The 16,962-nt window shown below is 70.4% G+C and carries 13 protein-coding genes; 6 read left to right on the forward strand and 7 right to left on the reverse strand.

What is annotated here, in order from left to right:
• Position 1: 1 nt before the first annotated feature.
• Entirely contained in the window at positions 2-4,186 is a 4,185-nt protein-coding gene (locus ABD331_RS20450; protein WP_344477002.1) for a HAMP domain-containing protein, read from the reverse strand.
• A gap of 472 nt (positions 4,187-4,658) precedes the next feature.
• Between ABD331_RS20450 and ABD331_RS20455 the strand changes: the two genes are divergently transcribed.
• Positions 4,659-5,849: a PP2C family protein-serine/threonine phosphatase gene (locus ABD331_RS20455; protein ID WP_344477004.1), complete on the forward strand. Its 1,191-nt coding sequence runs from the start codon at positions 4,659-4,661 to the stop codon at positions 5,847-5,849.
• A 452-nt stretch (positions 5,850-6,301) separates the two neighbouring features.
• Here ABD331_RS20455 and ABD331_RS20460 read toward each other — a convergent pair whose 3' ends face one another.
• The 3 genes from ABD331_RS20460 to rho all read right to left on the reverse strand — a co-directional run bounded on the left by ABD331_RS20460 (position 6,302) and on the right by rho (position 10,432).
• Entirely contained in the window at positions 6,302-8,068 is a 1,767-nt protein-coding gene (locus tag ABD331_RS20460; protein WP_344477006.1) for a S9 family peptidase, read from the reverse strand.
• Positions 8,069-8,212: 144 nt separating this feature from the next.
• Positions 8,213-9,253, reverse strand: coding sequence for a putative RNA methyltransferase (locus tag ABD331_RS20465; RefSeq protein ID WP_344477008.1), 1,041 nt, complete (start codon positions 9,251-9,253; stop codon positions 8,213-8,215).
• A gap of 27 nt (positions 9,254-9,280) precedes the next feature.
• A complete protein-coding gene (gene rho, locus ABD331_RS20470) occupies positions 9,281-10,432 on the reverse strand; it encodes a transcription termination factor Rho (protein WP_344477010.1) in 1,152 nt (383 codons plus the stop codon).
• Between the two features lie 379 nt (positions 10,433-10,811).
• Here rho and ABD331_RS20475 point away from each other — a divergent pair, with 379 nt between their 5' ends.
• Genes ABD331_RS20475 through ABD331_RS20485 form a run of 3 tightly spaced genes read left to right on the forward strand, consistent with a single transcriptional unit; the run spans position 10,812 to position 12,591 of the window.
• Complete coding sequence (locus ABD331_RS20475; protein ID WP_187414661.1) at positions 10,812-10,952, forward strand: hypothetical protein; 141 nt, start codon at positions 10,812-10,814, stop codon at positions 10,950-10,952.
• A 9-nt stretch (positions 10,953-10,961) separates the two neighbouring features.
• Complete coding sequence (locus tag ABD331_RS20480) at positions 10,962-11,702, forward strand: MBL fold metallo-hydrolase (protein ID WP_344477013.1); 741 nt, start codon at positions 10,962-10,964, stop codon at positions 11,700-11,702.
• 25 nt (positions 11,703-11,727) lie between these two features.
• Positions 11,728-12,591: a TolB family protein gene (locus tag ABD331_RS20485; protein ID WP_344477015.1), complete on the forward strand. Its 864-nt coding sequence runs from the start codon at positions 11,728-11,730 to the stop codon at positions 12,589-12,591.
• A 4-nt stretch (positions 12,592-12,595) separates the two neighbouring features.
• On the opposite strand, the gene ABD331_RS20490 is transcribed toward ABD331_RS20485, so the two are convergent.
• On the reverse strand, positions 12,596-14,497 hold the full coding sequence (locus tag ABD331_RS20490; protein ID WP_344477017.1) for a sensor histidine kinase: 1,902 nt from the start codon (positions 14,495-14,497) through the stop codon (positions 12,596-12,598).
• A 62-nt stretch (positions 14,498-14,559) separates the two neighbouring features.
• Here ABD331_RS20490 and ABD331_RS20495 point away from each other — a divergent pair, with 62 nt between their 5' ends.
• A complete protein-coding gene (locus tag ABD331_RS20495; protein ID WP_344477019.1) occupies positions 14,560-14,988 on the forward strand; it encodes a hypothetical protein in 429 nt (142 codons plus the stop codon).
• A gap of 19 nt (positions 14,989-15,007) precedes the next feature.
• Here the strand turns inward: ABD331_RS20495 and ABD331_RS20500 are convergent, their stop codons facing one another.
• Entirely contained in the window at positions 15,008-15,400 is a 393-nt protein-coding gene (locus ABD331_RS20500) for a hypothetical protein (protein ID WP_344477021.1), read from the reverse strand.
• A 73-nt stretch (positions 15,401-15,473) separates the two neighbouring features.
• Here ABD331_RS20500 and ABD331_RS20505 point away from each other — a divergent pair, with 73 nt between their 5' ends.
• Positions 15,474-16,001, forward strand: coding sequence for a DUF6886 family protein (locus ABD331_RS20505; protein WP_344477023.1), 528 nt, complete (start codon positions 15,474-15,476; stop codon positions 15,999-16,001).
• Here ABD331_RS20505 and ABD331_RS20510 read toward each other — a convergent pair.
• On the reverse strand, positions 15,967-16,944 hold the full coding sequence (locus ABD331_RS20510; RefSeq protein WP_344477025.1) for a ketopantoate reductase family protein: 978 nt from the start codon (positions 16,942-16,944) through the stop codon (positions 15,967-15,969). The genes ABD331_RS20505 and ABD331_RS20510 overlap by 35 nt on opposite strands.
• Positions 16,945-16,962: the final 18 nt, after the last annotated feature.

Below are 16,962 nucleotides of genomic sequence, written 5' to 3' on the forward strand. Positions count from 1 at the left end.
ATCACGACCCTTCGGGTGGAGAGGCTGATGAGTCGGACGAGGAGCCCCGGCCGCGGCTGAGCCAGCCGCGCAGCCGTTCGAGCAGGCGGTCCACGTCGACAGGCTTGGGCACGTAGTCGGACGCGCCCGACGCGATGGACTTCTCCCGGTCGCCGCGCATGACCTTGGCGGTCAGCGCGATGATCGGCAGGTCGGCGAACTGAGGCATGCGCCGGATGGCCGAGGTGGTGGCCCACCCGTCCATCTCCGGCATCATGATGTCCATCAGCACGAGTGCGACGTCCTCGTTGCGCTCGAGCTGCTCGATGCCCTCCCGTCCGTTCTCAGCGTAGACGACGGTGGAGCCGTGTCGCTCCAGCACGCTGGTCAGCGCGAAGACGTTGCGGATGTCGTCGTCGACGATCAGGATCTTGGCGCCGTTCAGCGGGTCGTCGCCCTGCCACTGGCTGGGCGTCTCGACCGGCGGCTCGACCAGCTCGGGCAGCGGCAGGTCGAGGGGCAGCGGCGGCTCTGGCGTGCCCGAGGTCGGATCCTCGCTCGGCGGGGTCATGAGCTGCCTGCGGGCCGTGCCGGGGTCGGTCGCGGCCAGCGGGCCCGCGTACGAGGCCGGCAGGTAGAGCGTGAACGTGCTGCCCTTGCCCAGCTCGCTGTCCACGTGGATCTCGCCGCCGAGCAGCCGGGCGATGTCGCGGCAGATCGCCAGGCCCAGGCCGGTGCCGCCGTACTTCCTGCTCGTCGTGCCGTCGGCCTGCCTGAACGCCTCGAAGATGACCTCGCGCTTGTCGGGCGCGATGCCGATGCCGGTGTCGATCACCTGGAACGCCAGCAGGTCGGTGGAGTCGTGCAGGCTGTCGTCGTCGAAGTCGATCCCCGGCGGAGCCATCGACACGCGCAGCTTGACCTCGCCGCGCGGGGTGAACTTGACCGCGTTCGAGAGCAGGTTCCGCAGCACCTGCTGCAGGCGCTGCTCGTCGGCGCGCAGCTCCTGCGGCACCTCCGGCTCGACGTCCACGCTGAACGACAGGCCCTTGTCCTGCGCGAGCGGCGCGAACGCGGCCTCCAGCAGGTCGACCATCTTGGGCAGCGACACCTGGATCGGATGGATGTCCATCCGGCCCGCCTCGACCTTCGACAGGTCGAGCATGTCGTTGATGAGCTGCAGCAGCGCCGAGCCCGCGCTGTGGATCGTGCGGGCGAACTCGACCTGCTGCGAGGTCAGGTTGCCCTCGGCGTTCTCGGTCAGCAGCTTGGCCAGCACCAGCAGGCTGTTGAGCGGCGTGCGCAGCTCGTGCGACATGTTCGCGAGGAACTCGGACTTGTAGCGCGAGGACACCGCGAGCTGCTCCGCGCGCTCCTCCAGCGTGCGGCGGGCCTGCTCGATCTGGAAGTTCTGGATCTCGATCGCGCGGTTCTGCTTGGCCAGCAGCGCCGCCTTGTCCTCCAGCTCGGCGTTGGACCTGCGCAGCTCCTCCTGCTGGCGCTGCAGCTCGTCGGAGCGCTCCTGCAGCTCGCGGGTGAGCCGCTGCGACTCGGTGAGCAGGTCTTCGGTGCGCGAGTTGGCGATGATCGTGTTCATCGTGACGCCGATGGTCTCGACGAGCTGCGTCAGGAAGTCGAGGTGGACCTCCCCGAACGGCGTGAACGAGGCCAGCTCCAGCACGCCGAGGACACGGTTCTCGAACAGGATCGGCAGCACCACGATCTGCGCCGGCGTGGACCGGCTGAGCCCGCTGTCGATGGTGACGAACTGCGGCGGCACGTCGTCCAGCACGATGTGCCTGCCCTCGCTGGCCGCCTGGCCGACGATGCCCTCGCCGAACTCGAAGCGCTGGCGCGGGCCCCGGTCGGGGCGCACGCCGTAGCCGCCGATGAGGATGAGGTTGCGCTCGTGCTCGGGCTCGATGCTGTAGAAGGCGCCGTAGCGGGCCGAGACCAGCGGCGTCAGCTCGCTCATCGTCAGCTTGGCCACCTCCAGCAGGTCGCGGTGGCCCTGCATGAGGCGGGAGATGCGGGCCAGGTTGGACTTCAGCCAGTCCTGCTCCTGGTTGGCCTGCGTGGTCTCGCGCAGGCTGCCCACCATCGAGTTGATGTTGTCCTTCAGCTCCGCCAGCTCGCCCTGGGCGTCGATGGCGATGGAACGGGTCAGGTCGCCGCGCGCCACGGCGCTGGTCACGGTCGCGATGGCGCGGATCTGCGTGGTGAGGCTGCCCGCCAGCTCGTTGACGCTCTCGGTGAGCCGCTTCCAGGTGCCCTCGACGCCCTCGACGCGGGCCTGGCCGCCGAGCTGGCCCTCCGTGCCGACCTCGCGGGCGACTCGGGTGACCTCGGAGGCGAACGACGAGAGCTGGTCGACCATCCGGTTGACCGTGGTCTTCAGCGCGAGGATCTCGCCCTGGGCGTTCACGTCGATCTTGCGGGTGAGGTCGCCGTTGGCGACCGCGGTGGTCACCTCGGCGATGTTGCGCACCTGGTAGGTCAGGTTGTTGGCCATGGAGTTGACGTTGTCGGTGAGGTCCTTCCAGACGCCCGACACGCCCTTCACCCTGGCCTGGCCGCCGAGCTGGCCCTCCGTGCCGACCTCGCGGGCGACTCGGGTCACCTCGTCGGCGAAGGACGAGAGCTGGTCCACCATCGTGTTGAGGGTGTCCTTGAGCTGCAGCATCTCGCCCTGGGCGTCAACGGTGATCTTCTTCGACAGGTTGCCCTGCGCCACCGCGGACGACACGGCCGCGATCTGGCGCACCTGCGAGGTGAGGTTGTTGGCCATCGAGTTGACGTTGTCGGTGAGGTCCTTCCAGACGCCCGACACGCCGCGCACCTGCGCCTGGCCGCCGAGCTGGCCCTCCGTGCCGACCTCGCGGGCGACTCGGGTCACCTCGGAGGCGAACGACGAGAGCTGCTCGACCATCGTGTTCATGGTGGACTTGAGCTCCAGGATCTCGCCCTGGGCGTCCACGTCGATCTTGCGGGTGAGGTCGCCGTTGGCCACGGCCGTGGTGACCTGGGCGATGTTGCGTACCTGGTAGGTCAGGTTGCGCGCCATGGAGTTGACGTTGTCGGTGAGGTCCTTCCAGACGCCCGACACGCCCTTCACCTCGGCGCGGCCGCCCAGCTTGCCCTCGGTGCCCACTTCTCGGGCGACTCGGGTGACCTCGTCGGCGAAGGACGAGAGCTGGTCCACCATCGTGTTGAGGGTGTCCTTGAGCTGGAGGATCTCGCCCTGGGCGTCAACGGTGATCTTCTTTGACAAATTGCCCTGAGCCACCGCCGTCGCCACGGTCGCGATGCTGCGCACCTGCGAGGTCAGGTTGTTGGCCATGAAGTTGACGTTGTCGGTGAGGTCCTTCCAGACGCCCGACACGCCGGTCACCTGGGCCTGGCCGCCGAGCTGACCCTCGGTGCCGACCTCGCGGGCGACTCGGGTCACCTCCTCGGCGAAGCCGGAGAGCTGGTCGACCATCGTGTTGACGGTGTTCTTCAGCTCGAACATCTCGCCCACGGCGTCGACCGTCACCTTGCGGCTCAGGTCGCCCTTGGCCACCGCCGTGGTCACCACGGCGATGTCGCGCACCTGCGCCGCCACGCGGGACGACATCGTGTTCACGGCCTCGGTCAGGTCGCGCCAGCTCCCCGACATGCCGCGCAGGTTGGCGCTGCCGCCCAGCCGCCCCTCCGTGCCGGCCTCGCGCGCGACCCTCGTCACCTCGGAGTTGAACAGCGCGAGCTGGTCGACCATGCCGTTGATGGCCTTGCCCAGCCGGCGCACCTCGCCCCGCGCTGAGCGGTCGAGGTCGATGCGCCGCGACAGGTCGCCCTTGGCCACCGCGTCGATGACGTCGGCCGCGCCGCTCACCGGGCTCACCAGCGCGTCGATGAGCATGTTCACCGACTCGACGCTCTCCGCCCACGCGCCGACACCCGGGCCGGGCGTCAGCCGCTCGCCGAAGCGACCTTCCTTGACCACTTCTTTGCGTACGCGTGACAGCTCGTTGGCCAGGTGCTCACGCCGGTCGGCCACTTCGTTCAGCAGCAGCCGCACCTCGCTGAGGATTCCAGGAGGCGCGTGAGGAACCCGACGCCGGAAGTCTCCGTCACGCCAAGAGAAGAGAGTCTCCAGGATGGGAACGAGATCCGATTCGGTGTAAGTCCTCTCCTCGGGGCTTAGAGCGGCCTTGGCCGTGGTCATGGGGCCTCCTTCACCCGCCGTCGCCGCGCGGCGAGTGATTCAAGTCTGTCACGATGAGTAGCTCGTAGTCCTGTCCTTGGATTTACCCCAAGTCAGCGGGAAGTGTGGTAGGCACGTTGGGATGACTGCTTCTCCCCATGCGGTGCTGGCTGCGACGTTCGCGCCCGGCGAGACCGCTGTGACGGCTGCGATGAGGTTCACGCGCGAGGTGATGACCGCGTGGGCCACCGGCGGCGTGCTCCATACTGCCGAGCAGGTCGCCGCGGATCTGGCCGAGCAGGTCGCTGACGAGCCGTTTGAGGTGATTTGGAAGCATTTCGGGGACGCAGTCCAGGTTGAGCTGCGGCAGCGAAATCTATCCCACGGTGATCCGAAGGCTCCTTCCGTGAACGTCGAGGAGTGGGGACTCACCTTTGCGGGCGATTCCCGTGTCCATTGGGCAAGGCTCACGCTACCTGGCTCCGCGGACCGGGTGGCCGCCGAATGGCTGCAGGAGAGCAGCCGCGGGCCACATTGGCTGGGATTTCTCGCCGACGCCAGCGACCTGCTCGCCGGCACGCTCGACCCCGACATGGTGCCGGCGATCATCGCGCAGGTCGTGGTGCCGCGGCTGTCGAGCTGGTGCGCCGTCTACACCTCCGACAACTCCGGGCCGCTGCGCCTGACCTACCTCTGGCACGCCGACGAGGCCAGGATCGACGGCCTGCGCGAGCAGCTCGCCGACATGGCCATCGACGCCGCCGACACCCGCGTCACCTCCATGATCCACCTGCCCGAGTCGCAGGTGCTGGCCGTGCCGCTGATGGCGCGCGGACGCAGCCTCGGCATGATGTGCCTGGGCCGGCCCGACCGCTTCCCCGACGAGGTCATCCAGTTCGCCGAGGACATCGGCCGGCGCGCCGCGCTGGCCATGGACAACGCCCGGCTCTACGCCCAGCAGGCCGCCGCCAACCGCGCCCTGCAGCGCAGCCTGCTCCCGCCGAACGAGCCCGAGGTGCCCGGCCTCGACTACGGCGTCATCTACGAGCCCGCCGGCGAGGCCAACGAGGTCGGCGGCGACTTCTACGACCTGTTCAAGGCGACCGACGACTCCTGGCGCTTCGCCATCGGCGACGTCTGCGGCACAGGCCCCGAGGCCGCCGCCGTGACCGGCCTGGCCCGCCACACGCTGCGGCTGCTGGCCCGCGAGGGGTACGGCGTGGCGGCCGTGCTCGGGCGGCTCAACCAGGCGATCCTGGAGGAGGGCGAGCGGGCGCGGTTCCTCACGCTGCTGCACGGTGACATCACGCCCGCGCCGGACGGGCTGGAGGTCCGGCTGGTCTCGGCCGGGCATCCGGAGGCCCTGCGGCTCAAGCCGAGCGGCAAGGTCGAGGCGGTGACGACGCCGCAGTCGTTGCTCGGGGTGTTCCACGAGGTCGTGTTCGAGGCCGACACCATTCATCTCGATCATGGGGATGTGCTGCTGGCCGTGACCGACGGGGTGACCGAGCGGCGCTCCGGCGGGCGGCTGCTCGACGACGACGGCGGGCTGGCCAAGCTGCTGGCGGAGTGTGCGGGGTTGTCGGCCAGGGCGGTGGCTGAGCGCATCCGGCGGGGGGCGGCGGAGTTCGCGGCCGAGCCCAGCGCCGACGACCTGGCCATCGTGGTCCTGCGCGCCCGCTGAGCGTCCCGTCACGTCCGCTGAGCGTCGCGGCGCGCCTACAGAGGACTCCTGCGCGCCGCCCGCTGAGCGTTCCGGCGCGCCTGCTGAGGGCTTCCGCGCGCCCGCTGAGCCCTGACGCACGCCCGCTGAGCTGCTCTGTGTGTGCGGCGAGCCCTGGCGTGCGCCCGCTGAGCGGCTCTGTGCGCGCGCTGAGCGGTCCTGTGCGGCTGCCGGACGGTGTGGGGCACCCGCCGGGCCTGAGCCGTGCTGCGCGTCCGCTGGGCGGCGCTGGGCGCTCGCCGAGCCCGGGATCGTGCTGGTCAAAGGCGCGCCTCTCCGGCTGACTGTCGAGTGCCGGTTCCGGCTCGCTCCGGGTGCCGGGTCCGGCTGACTACGGGTGGCGAGATGATGACAGGCGCGTCACCCGGCAGTCAAGGGAACGAGTCAGGATCACCGGCGCACCGTGTGAAACGTCACGACGCACCCACGTGCTTGCGCGCGAAGTCGAGCTGCAGCGCCGTCTGCGCGATCCGCTCGGAGACGACGAGCGAGCCCCGGATGGCGTCGTAGGTGTAGACCTCGTGATGCCGCCCGTGCTCTTCGAGCTTGGTGACGTACTTCTCGATCTGCCGCAGCGGGCACCGCGTGTCGTTCTCGCCCGCGAGGATCAGCAGCGGGCTCTTGACCTGGTCCACGTAGGTGATCGGGGAGCTGGCCGCGTACCGTTCCGGCTGCTCCTCGGGCGAGCCGCCGAGCAGGACGCGGTGGTAGGCGCGCAGGCTCTCGGCCTCGTCCTCGTAGGAGGTCTGGTGGCAGGCGATGGGCACCGCGGCGATGCCGCACGCCCACAGGTCGGGCTGGGTGCCGAGGCCGAGCAGCGTCAGGTAGCCGCCCCAGGCGGTGCCGGCGAGCACGGTCTTGCCGGGGTCGGCGATGCCGTGGTCGACGACCCACTGCCGGACGGCGGCCACATCGGCCAGCTCGATGTGGCCCACGTCGCCGTGCAGGGCGTCCCGCCAGGCGGAGCCGTAGCCGGTGGAGCCCCGGTAGTTGACCCGTACGACCGCGAACCCGGCGTCCACCCAGGCCGCCACCGTCGGCGAGAACGCGTCGCGGTCGTGCGACGTCGGGCCGCCGTGCAGCAGGAACACCGTGGGGTGCGGGGCCGTGCCGACCTCCGGCTTGGAGACCAGCGCGTGGATGCGGCCGGCCTCGCCCTCGACGTCGATGTCCTCGACGGGGACGCTCGGCGGGGCCGGCGGGCCGATGGGGTTGACCACGACCTGGCCGTTGCTCGACCGGACGACCGGCGGGCGCGAGGCGCTGGACCAGGAGTACTCGACGTGCCCGCCGGGCCGGGGCGTGGCCTCGTCGATCACGCCGTGCGGCGTCTCGATCGGGGTCAGGCCGCCGCCGCCCAGGTCGTAGCGGTGCAGGTAGCTGCGGGCGCGGTCGTCGCGCAGGATGAGCAGGCCGCGGCCGTCGTCGTACCACTCGGCGTCGAGCTCGCCCGGGTCGCGCAGCCAGATCTCGCGCTGCTCGCCCGTCACCGGGTCCCAGACCAGGGGCTCGTGCCGGCTGCGGCGCTCGTGCAGGGCGAGGAGGCGGCGGTCGCCGGGGACGGGGGCGAAGCTGAGGCCGACCACGCCCTTGGCGGGGCCGTCGTGCAGCTCGCCGACGACGTGGCCGTTCGGGCGGACGACGCGCAGCGCCGGGTGCCTGAAGTCGCCGTACTCGCCGTGGTTGATCGCGATGAGGGAGCCGTCGAGCGACATGGCGGCCACCCAGGCGGCCTCGGTGTGCTCGTACAGCGTCTCGGCGGGCTGGCCGGGGCGTACCAGGTGGATGCGGAACGTGCCCTCGCCGGCCACGCTGATCGCCGCGACGCCGGTCGTGGACAGCGCGATGCCGCCGGGCTGGCCCGGCGGCAGGTCGGGGGCGACGGGCTCGTCGGCGCCGCCGGTGAAGGGCTGGCGCCACCAGCCGCCGTACTCGTCTCCGTCGGTGTCGGCGAACCAGTAGATCCATTGCCCGGTGGGGTCGATCGCGGCGTACGCGGTACCCTTGGGCTGGTCGGTGACCTGGCGGGTGGCACCGGTCACACGGTCCCAGGCGTAGACCTCCCACTTGCCTGTGGCGTTGGAGCGATAGATGGAGCGGTTCGCGGCTTGGCGCGCCCAGGCGGGCAGCGTCATGCGCGACGCCCGGAACCTGGCCTGCCAGCGTTCCTCCGCCTTCATCCGGCGCGCCCCCTCCCGTTGATGTCCCGTGCCTCCAGGCCCGGGATGCCGTCCAGTATTGCGCCTGTGCCGGGGAAATACTCCGAGAATGTGGGGGAATTTCGGACTAAATGCCCCATCAGTAACACCAGTCGCACATGCCCGTCAAGGAACAGGTCTTGATCGGTGTGCCGGCTCGAAGATAGACAGGTAAAACGCGGCGCGCGTTACTACTTTTTGCTGCCTTTTCGCGACATTTCGGGACAGAAATGCGGCGATTCGCTCATCGAGCGTGTTCGCCTGGTGATGCCACGCACTCGGGCCCATCCCGACGACCTGAGCGATGTCGTCATGCCCCAGCTCCATCTCGAACTCGATCGAGCGCCGCCCTGTCTCGGCGAAGCCCTCCAGGCTCCGCGCGACCCTGCGCTCCTTCTCCTCGTCGACGGAGAGCAGCCCGAGCTCTTCCACGAGCGGGCTGAGGTGCTCCGGCGCCGGCGTGACCACCACCGCGGCGCCCCCCGGCCGCAGCACGCGCCGGAACTCGGGCCCGTTCCTGGGCGCGAAAACGTCGATCACCACGTCGGCCACCCCGCTCCCGATCGGAAGCGGACGCCACACGTCGGCCACGAACGCCCCTGCCCTGGGATGCACCCGCGCCGCCCGGCGTACAGCGTGCTTCGACACATCGAACGCCATCCCGATGCCATCGTTCACCGCGTTGAGCACGGCCGCCAGGTAGTGCCCTGTGCCCGCGCCCGCGTCGAGGATCACCGGCGCGGTCCTGCCCTCCGCGCGATGCCCCTCGGCGACTTCCGGCTCCCGCCCGCCGCCCGCAGCCGGCGCGCCGTAACCGGCCTCCACTCCCGCCCCACGGTACGCCTTCGTTTCCGCGCCGTCATTCGTTTCGGTGGAGGACTCATGTTTTCCTGGAACGTTCTCCCGCACCAGGTGTTCGCACACCGCCTGCGCGACCGCGTCCGCCAGCGGGGCGTAGTGACCCTTGTCGAGGAAGGCCGCCCTGGCGGCCACCATCTCGGCGGTGTCGGCGGTGCCCGGCTGCCCCGAGCCGGTGAGCAGGCTCACGTAACCCTGCTTGGCCACGTCGAAGGCGTGGTTGCCGGCGCATCGCACGGTCGCGCCCGCCAGGTGCAGGTCGGCGCCGCAGACGGGGCAGATGAGGTATTCGACGATGTCAGCCAGCATGGGGCCATTGTGGTGCACGGCCGCTCGTCAGGCCGCGTTGGCCGCTTCGAGGAGGAAGGCGGCGTTGGAGGGGGTGGAGCGGAGCTTGTCCACGAGGATCTGCATGCCCTGCTGCTTCTCCAGCGCCGTGAGCATGCGCCGCAGCCGCCACACCACCTCCTGCTCGGCGGAGTGCATCAGGATCTCCTCGCGCCTGGTCCCTGAGGCGTCGAGGTCCACGGCGGGGAACAGGCGGCGCTCGGCCAGCTCGCGGACGAGGTGCAGCTCCATGTTCCCCGTCCCCTTGAACTCCTCGTAGAGGTTGTTGTCCATCCGCGACCCGGTGTCCACCAGGGCCGTGGCGAGGATGGTCAGGGAGCCGCCGCCCTCCACGTTGCGGGCCGCGCCGAAGAAGCGCTTGGGCGGGTAGAGCGCGCGGGCGTCGATGCCGCCCGTCAGGACGCGCCCGCTGCCGGGCGGCGTGACGTTGTTGTACGCGCGCCCCAGCCGCGTCAGCGAGTCGAGCAGCACGACCACGTCGCGGCCCGACTCGACGAGGCGCTTGGCGCGCTCGACGGCCAGCTCGGCCAGCGTGGTGTGGTCCTGGTCCGGGTGGTCGAAGGTCGAGGAGAAGATCTCGCCGTCGATGGTGGCGCGCATCTCCGTGACCTCCTCCGGGCGCTCGCCCACCAGGACGACCATCAGGTGGACCTCCGGGTGGTTGCGGGTGATCCCGGCGGCCAGCGCCTGGAGGACCATGGTCTTGCCGGCCTTGGGCGGCGCCACGATGAGGCCGCGCTGCCCCTTGCCGATGGGCGCGAACAGGTCGATCACGCGGGTGCTGAGCGACTCGGTCTCGATGCTCAGCCGCTCGGTCGGATGTATGGGTGTGAGCTGGTCGAACCGGGGCCGGTCGCGCCACGACGTGGCGCCGTTGACCGTCTCGATCCGCATCAGCTTGTTGCCGGCGAAGGACGCGGTGACGTGGTCACCGGGACGCAGGTCCCACTGGCGTACCTTCTCGGGTGTCAGGCGTACGTCGCCCGGCCCCGGCAGGTGGCCCGCCCGGATGAACGCGGACTTGTCGCGTACGTCCAGGAGGCCGTCCACCTGGCGGAGCGGCTCGGCGGCACGCTGCTCAGGAATGGTGTGCACAGACATGATGAGCCCCTTGGGGGAGATGCGCCGGACGCCTCGCACGAGGACCGGCGGGTGATGAAGGAAAGGAGGCCGGGGCTCTCATGAAGAGGAGGGCCGGGGCCGACTTTGGAAGATCAGGCGGAGCTGGAGCTCAACGCCTGGTGGCAAGATACCACACCGTCCGACCCATACAACGCCTAGCCCTCTTGGGCTATTCCTGGGCTGTTGTCGGCGCTTCACCCGCGCATCCGGGACGCGGCGCGTGACAATGTTCTTCTCGGCAACGCGCAGCGAGGAAAATTACCGCGCCCGGTGTGCCGAGCAGCACAGAACCCCCGTCGGTGCAGCGTCATCGTGTCAAGTGGCATGCAGGGTCCCTGCAACTCGGTGAGGGTTCCATAGGGACGAAACAGAAAAAACTCCTTGGGGGAGCACCATCATGAAGACCGTCAACTGCCCGCGGTGCCACAGCGAACTCGACGAAGGCCCGATCATGTACCGGTGCGCGAGCTGCTGCCGCGCCGTCTACGCCGCCGACCTCGAGAACGAGTACGTTCCGGCTCAGCCCGTGGCCGCCTAGTCTGGGCGAGTGCCGCATCAACCGATCACCGTGTCAGGCGTCGAGGTCACACCCCTCTGCGACGCCGTAGGCCCCATGGGAGCGGCGATCCGCCGCCCGCTGGCCGAGACGTTCCCCGGCTCCCACCTCCCGGACGAGCCGTGGGTCCTGCACTTCCACTGCTACCTGGTCCGCGACGCCGCGGACCGGCTGACGCTGGTCGACACCGGCATCGGCGGGGCGGGCTCGCCCGCGTCGAGCTGGGCGCCGGTTCCCGGCACGCTGGCCGGTGAGCTGGCCGCCGCCGGCGTCACGCCGGCCGAGATCGGCACCGTCATCCTCACGCACCTGCACAGCGACCACGCCTCGGGCGCGGTCGCCGATGGCCGGCCGCTGTTCGAGAACGCCCGCTACGTGGTGCAGCAGGCCGACCTGGACGTCGTCACGGGCCCGGTGCTCGACGACGTCGTCACCGTCATCAAGGCACAGCTCCACATCGTCGAGGGCGACGCCGAGGTGGCGCCAGGCGTGCACGTCCGGCACACGCCTGGGCACACGCCAGGCCACCAGATCGCCAGGGTCGGCGAGGTGGCCATGACAGGCGACCTGGTGCTGCACCCCGTGCAGCTCGACGACCCGAGCCTGCCCTACGTCTACGACGACGACCAGGAAGCCGCCACGCGCAGCAGGACCGAGGTGCTGGCCGGGCTGCGGGCCGAGCGGGCGATCCTCGCGAGCGCGCACTTCAGCGAGCCGTTTCTGCGTCTGTGATCAGGCTCGGGCACCATGTCGTGTCATGAAGATTCTCGTTGCGGCAGGTGCCGTCGCGCTCCTGACCACCTCGCTCCCGGCGTCGGCCGCCGCATCCGAGCTGTCCGGAGCCGCCGTCTACGCCACCGCCTCCGGTAACCAGCTCAACAGGTACGAGGACGGCGACTGGAGCACGATCGCCAAGTCAGGCGCCATGCCCCAGTACGCCGCCTCCCCCGACGGCAGGAAGGCGGCCTGGGTCACTACGGGCGGCAAGCTCCAGGTCAGGGACGGCGCGAAGACCACCACGATCGTCAGCGGGCTGCAGGGCGGCACCCCGTGCCTGACCCCCGTCTGGTCCGCCGACTCCAAGCAGGTGGCGTACACGCAGGCCGGCGACACGATCATGGCCGTCAAGGCCGACGGCAGCGCCGCCCCGCGCAAACTCGGCAGGTCGGCGGGCGTGTGCCACCTCGCCTGGTCCGCCGACGGCCGGTACGTCGCGGGCTACACCGGCGAGGCGAACGCCCTCTACCGGCTCGACGTCAAGACCGGCAAGGCGGCCAGGGCGAAGGGCGTCACGTGGATCACCCACGTACAGAGCCTGTCGCCGAACGGCCGCAACGCCGTCGTGGAGGTCCCGGCCGACCCGTCCACGCTGGGTGACGGGAGCTGGCCGGTGGCGTACAAGCCGGTCATTCTCGACATGGTGACGGGCAAGAAGCGCGCGCCCGCGGTCAAGGGCAAGCTGATCGGCGCCCTGTACCTGAAGGACGGGCGGATGGTCGTCCGGGTCGCGGGCGCCTCCCACAACACGCTGGTCGTGCTCGACGGCGCCGGGAAGGAGACGCAGCGCATCGCCGAGCCCGCCAAGGCCAAGAAGCAGGCGCTCCTCCAGGTCCTCCCCTAGGGGCTTACCTGCCGGCCAGCGCGGGCTGGTCGGCGAGGAGGGCGGAGGGGAGGGCCACCATCGCGGTCAGGCCGCCGTACGGCGAGGGCACCAGGGCGACCTTGATGCCGTGCCTGGCCGCGAGCCGGGAGACGACGAACAGCCCGAGCCGATCGCTCTGCGCCAGGTCGAACTCGGGCGTGTTGGTCAGCCGTTCGTTCAGCTCGTCCAGCTCGGTGCGCGGCAGCCCGAGGCCGCGGTCCTCGACCTCGACGACGAGGCCGTGCGGGGTGACGGCGCTGCGCACGTCCACCCGGGTCTGCGGCGGCGAGAAGAGGGTGGCGTTCTCGATCAGCTCGGCCATCAGGTGGGCGACGTCGGTGACCACCGAGCCGAGCAGCGCGACGGGCGGCGGCTGCATCACCTCGACCCGCTCGTACTCCTCGACCTCGGCCACGGCGGCGCGCAGCACGTCGAGGACCGGCACCGGGTTGCGCCAGCCGCGGCCCGGCGCCTGGTCGGAGAGGATGATCAGGCTTTCCGCGTGCCTGCGCATGCGGGTGGTCAGGTGGTCGAGCTTGAACAGGTCGGCCAGCGTCTCCGGCGCCTCGGTGGCCCGCTCCATGCTGTCGAGCTGCAGGAGCTGCCGGTGCAGCAGCGACTGGTTGCGCCTGGCCAGGTTGACGAAGACCTGGCTGACGCCGTGGCGCAGCCTGGCCTGGTCGACGGCGGCCTCGACGGCCGTGGACTGCACGTCGTTGAAGGCGCGGACGATGTCGGCGACCTCGGAGGTGTGCGCCTTGACCTCCAGCGGCGCCACCTCGGCGGCCGTCGGCGGCTCGGTGTTCGTGCGCAGCCGCTTGACCAGCCCGGACAGCCGTACCTCGGCCAGCTCGGTGGCCGCGTCACGCAGCCCGGCCAGCTCGCGGACCAGGCGCTTGCGGAAGCGCAGCGAGAGCAGGATCGAGGCGATGACCGCGACGAGGCCCACGCCGCCCGCCACGCCGAGCTTGACGAGCATGCCGATGGCGGTGGGCGTCACCCGGCTCACGATGCCCTGGGTGGCCTTGGCCTGGTTGCGTTCGACGGCGACCCAGAGGTTCTGGGCGTCGATGGGCCAGGTGGCCGCGCCCGCGGGCAGCCCGTTGACGGCCGCCTGCCCCTTGATGGCGTCCTCGGCCCGCAGGAACTCCTCGTAGACGGGGGAGCCGGCCATCTTGCCGTACGGGCCGCGCAGGCTGCCGTCGAGGTGCGACAGCGCCTGCGAGAACAGCAGCCGCCTGGTCGCGACCATCCCGGTGAACGACTCGCGCTCGCGCGGCTCGACCCTGCCCGTGGCGAGCACGATCGCGATGACCGCGCGCTCCCTGGAGAGCACCTCCTTGGCCTCGCCGAGCATGGTCACGGCGCGGGCCTGCTGGTAGAGGGCCATGTCGGGGACGAGGACCATGGCGTCGTACATGCGGAAGGAGGCGTCCACGATCTGGCTGTAGCCGTCGATGACGTCGAGCGGCGCGACGAGCGTGCCGTCCACTTCCTTGCGCACGTCGGCGAGCTGGTCGAGCTTGAGGTTGAGTGCGCCGAGCTGCGTGGTCATCTCGGGTGAGAGGTCACGCAGTTTCCCGGCCAGCGAGCGGAAGGTCTTCACGGCCCGGTCGGTACGCCCGCGCTGCTCGGCCATGGCGGCGGTGCCCTGCCTGGTCACCAGGAACTCCACCGAGGCCAGCCGCTCCTTCTGCAGCTCGATGTTGACGGTCTCCGACGGCTGCGCCAGGTTGGTCGCCAGGTCGTTGATCGACAACAGGCGCAGGCCGGCGCCACCGGTCAGGCCCGCCGCGAACGCCCACAGACCCACCAGGGAGAGCAGGGGAACGAGCAGGAGGATGAGAAGTTTGAGCGCGATGGGGCGGCCACGCGTGGGGGGCATGCGACCTCCGGGTGCATGATGAGATCGCCTCGCAGAGTACACCCCCCTTTGGAAGGATTTCTGTGCGTCTTCCGCGTTCTTTCTCCGGCTGGACCATCGCGGTCTTCGGATTCCTCGCCTTCGCACTCGGCCTGCTCGGGCTGATCTCGCCCGGCACGCTGCTGGCCATGCTGGGATTCGAGGTGCTCGACGTGCGCCCCGCCGGGGACTACACGCTGGTCTATATGGCCGCCAGCTCGATGGCGGCCGTGAACATGGGCGTCTACTACCTGTTCGCCGCCTCGCACGACTACACCCCGTTCTTCCGCTGGACCGTGCCTTTCAGGCTCGTCACCTTCGCGGTCTTCACCACGCTGGTCCTGACGGGAGCGGCGCCGGGCAAGTTCTTCGGCGTCGGGCTCTGGGAGGGGCTGGGGGCGGTGATCACCGGATTCGCGCTCTGGCGGGAGGGCAAGCTGGTGCCCTCCCGCCAGAGCGCGGACGCGGTCTGACGGTTGTCGTGCTCGCGCCCTAGCGGCGGTCCTCGCCGCGGGCGACGAGCCGGTCACCGGAGCGGTCGTCGAGCGCGTGCTCGGTCTGAGCTTGCTCAGCCTGCGCGTGCTCGCGCTCCAGCTTCCGCTCCAGGTCTCGCTTCTCACCCTCCAGCCGGGCGACCCGGTCGGAGGCCTCGGCCCTGGCGCTGCGCAGTCGGCGGCGCTGCTTGGCGGTCCTGCGCGATCCCGAGCCCAGCATCCACAGTCCCAGCAGCAGGACGGCCGCGGCGGCCGCCCCCGCGAGGAACATCTCCACGTGGTTGGGCTCGAAGGTGTAGCCGAACAGGATGTACCTGGCGCTCTCCTCGGTGAGCACCAGAGCGACAGCAGCGCCGGCGAGCAGGATCAGGAGAACTCCCAGTACGATCATCCAACTCACCCCTTGTCGTAAGAGGCGTTTCCTCTGCCCGTAGATCGGCCGGGTATGCGCGATGATGGCGTCCATGAGACCCGAGCGGGGCGAGGTCCTGCACTTCTCCGAAGATCCGACGATCGAGCGCTTCGTGCCGCACGTGGCGGTCACCAGCAGGGAGAGCGAGCCGTACGTGTGGGCGGTCGGCTACGACCGGTGCCCCGACTACTGGTTCCCCAGGGCCTGCCCGCGCGCGCTGGCCTGGTGCGGGCCGCGCACCACCGAGGAGGACACGGCCCGGATCATCGGCGCCGGGTGCGGCGAGCGGGTGCACGCCGTCGAGTACTGCTGGCTGAAGGCGCTGATGGACGTGCGCCTGTTCGCCTACCGCCTGCCCGCCGCCGGCTTCAAGCCCATCGGCGACCCGCCGCACGCCGTGGTCTCCAAGGAGCCGGTGATCCCGCTCGGCCCGCCCGAGCCGGTGGGCGACCTGTTCGAGCTGCACGAGGAGGCGGGGATCCAGCTCAGGGTGCTGGACAACCTGTGGCCGTTCTGGAACCAGGTGACGGCCAGCAGTCTGGAGTTCAGCGGGATCCGGCTGCGGAACGCGCGTCGATGAGGGCCCGCAGGGTCTCCACCGGCATCGACCCGGGCGCCTGCCTCTCGCGGGCGAACCTGTTGGCCTCGCGCCGCAGCGTCTCGTTGACCGGGGTGGCCAGCCCGTGCTCGCGGCCCAGCAGGACGATCTCGCCATTGAGGTAGTCGGCCTCGATCGAGCCGGCGGCCCTGGCCAGGCTCTGCCACGACGACCCGCCGCCGCGCGCGACGCCCTCGATGGGGCGCGCGTCGACCTGGCGCCCGCGGACGTCGGCCTCCTCCTCGGGGGTGGCGTACGCGATGCCGGCGTGCTCCAGCACGGCCCTGGCCTCGGCCCTGGCGTCGGCGGCCACCTCGGCCATGCCGGGCACGTGGCCGACGAGCGCCTCGACGGCGTTGCCCAGGTTGCCGAGGAGCTTGGCGTACTTCCAGCGCATCACGTCGGGCACGGCCCGGCCGACGAGGCCGCGCTTGCTCAGGTCGTCGGCGATGCGCGCGTCGAGGTCGTCGCCGTCCACAGGCTGTGGATAGCGGCCGACGTGCAGCATGCCGGAGTAGGGGTGGCCGTGGGCGGCGACGACGCCGGGCTGGGGGATCTGTGCGGGCAACCACACGCACATGCCGTGGACACGCTCGAACCGCCGCAGGACCATGCGCTCGTTGGCGACGCCGTTCTGGGCGCACACCACGGGCAGGTCGGCCGGCCAGGGTGCGAGCGCGGCGATCGTGTCCTGCGACTTGGTCGCCAGGATGAGCACGTCGTCATCGCGCGTGGGCACGGGGCCGTCGGCGGCGGGGATGTCCAGGGTCTCGGAGGACTCGGGGGTGATCAGTCGCAGGCCGTCGCGCCGGAGGGCCTCGTAGTGGGCTCCTCTCGCGATGAGAAGAACCTCGTGCCCACCTTGAAACAGGCGGGCACCGATGGTTCCCCCGACTGCTCCTGCTCCGATCACTATGTAACGCATCGTTCGAGGATGTCACCC

This window comes from Nonomuraea monospora, from assembly GCF_039531895.1.
Lineage (GTDB): Bacteria > Actinomycetota > Actinomycetes > Streptosporangiales > Streptosporangiaceae > Nonomuraea > Nonomuraea monospora.

Coding starts and splice junctions, on each gene's coding strand:
- ABD331_RS20450 (WP_344477002.1), bottom strand. CDS start 4,186: ATGACCACGGCCAAGGCCGCTCTAAGCCCCGAGGAGAGGACTTACACC.
- ABD331_RS20460 (WP_344477006.1), bottom strand. CDS start 8,068: ATGAAGGCGGAGGAACGCTGGCAGGCCAGGTTCCGGGCGTCGCGCATG.
- ABD331_RS20465 (WP_344477008.1), bottom strand. CDS start 9,253: ATGCTGGCTGACATCGTCGAATACCTCATCTGCCCCGTCTGCGGCGCC.
- ABD331_RS20475 (WP_187414661.1), top strand. CDS start 10,812: ATGAAGACCGTCAACTGCCCGCGGTGCCACAGCGAACTCGACGAAGGC.
- ABD331_RS20485 (WP_344477015.1), top strand. CDS start 11,728: ATGAAGATTCTCGTTGCGGCAGGTGCCGTCGCGCTCCTGACCACCTCG.
- ABD331_RS20490 (WP_344477017.1), bottom strand. CDS start 14,497: ATGCCCCCCACGCGTGGCCGCCCCATCGCGCTCAAACTTCTCATCCTC.
- ABD331_RS20500 (WP_344477021.1), bottom strand. CDS start 15,400: ATGATCGTACTGGGAGTTCTCCTGATCCTGCTCGCCGGCGCTGCTGTC.
- ABD331_RS20505 (WP_344477023.1), top strand. CDS start 15,474: ATGAGACCCGAGCGGGGCGAGGTCCTGCACTTCTCCGAAGATCCGACG.
- ABD331_RS20510 (WP_344477025.1), bottom strand. CDS start 16,944: ATGCGTTACATAGTGATCGGAGCAGGAGCAGTCGGGGGAACCATCGGT.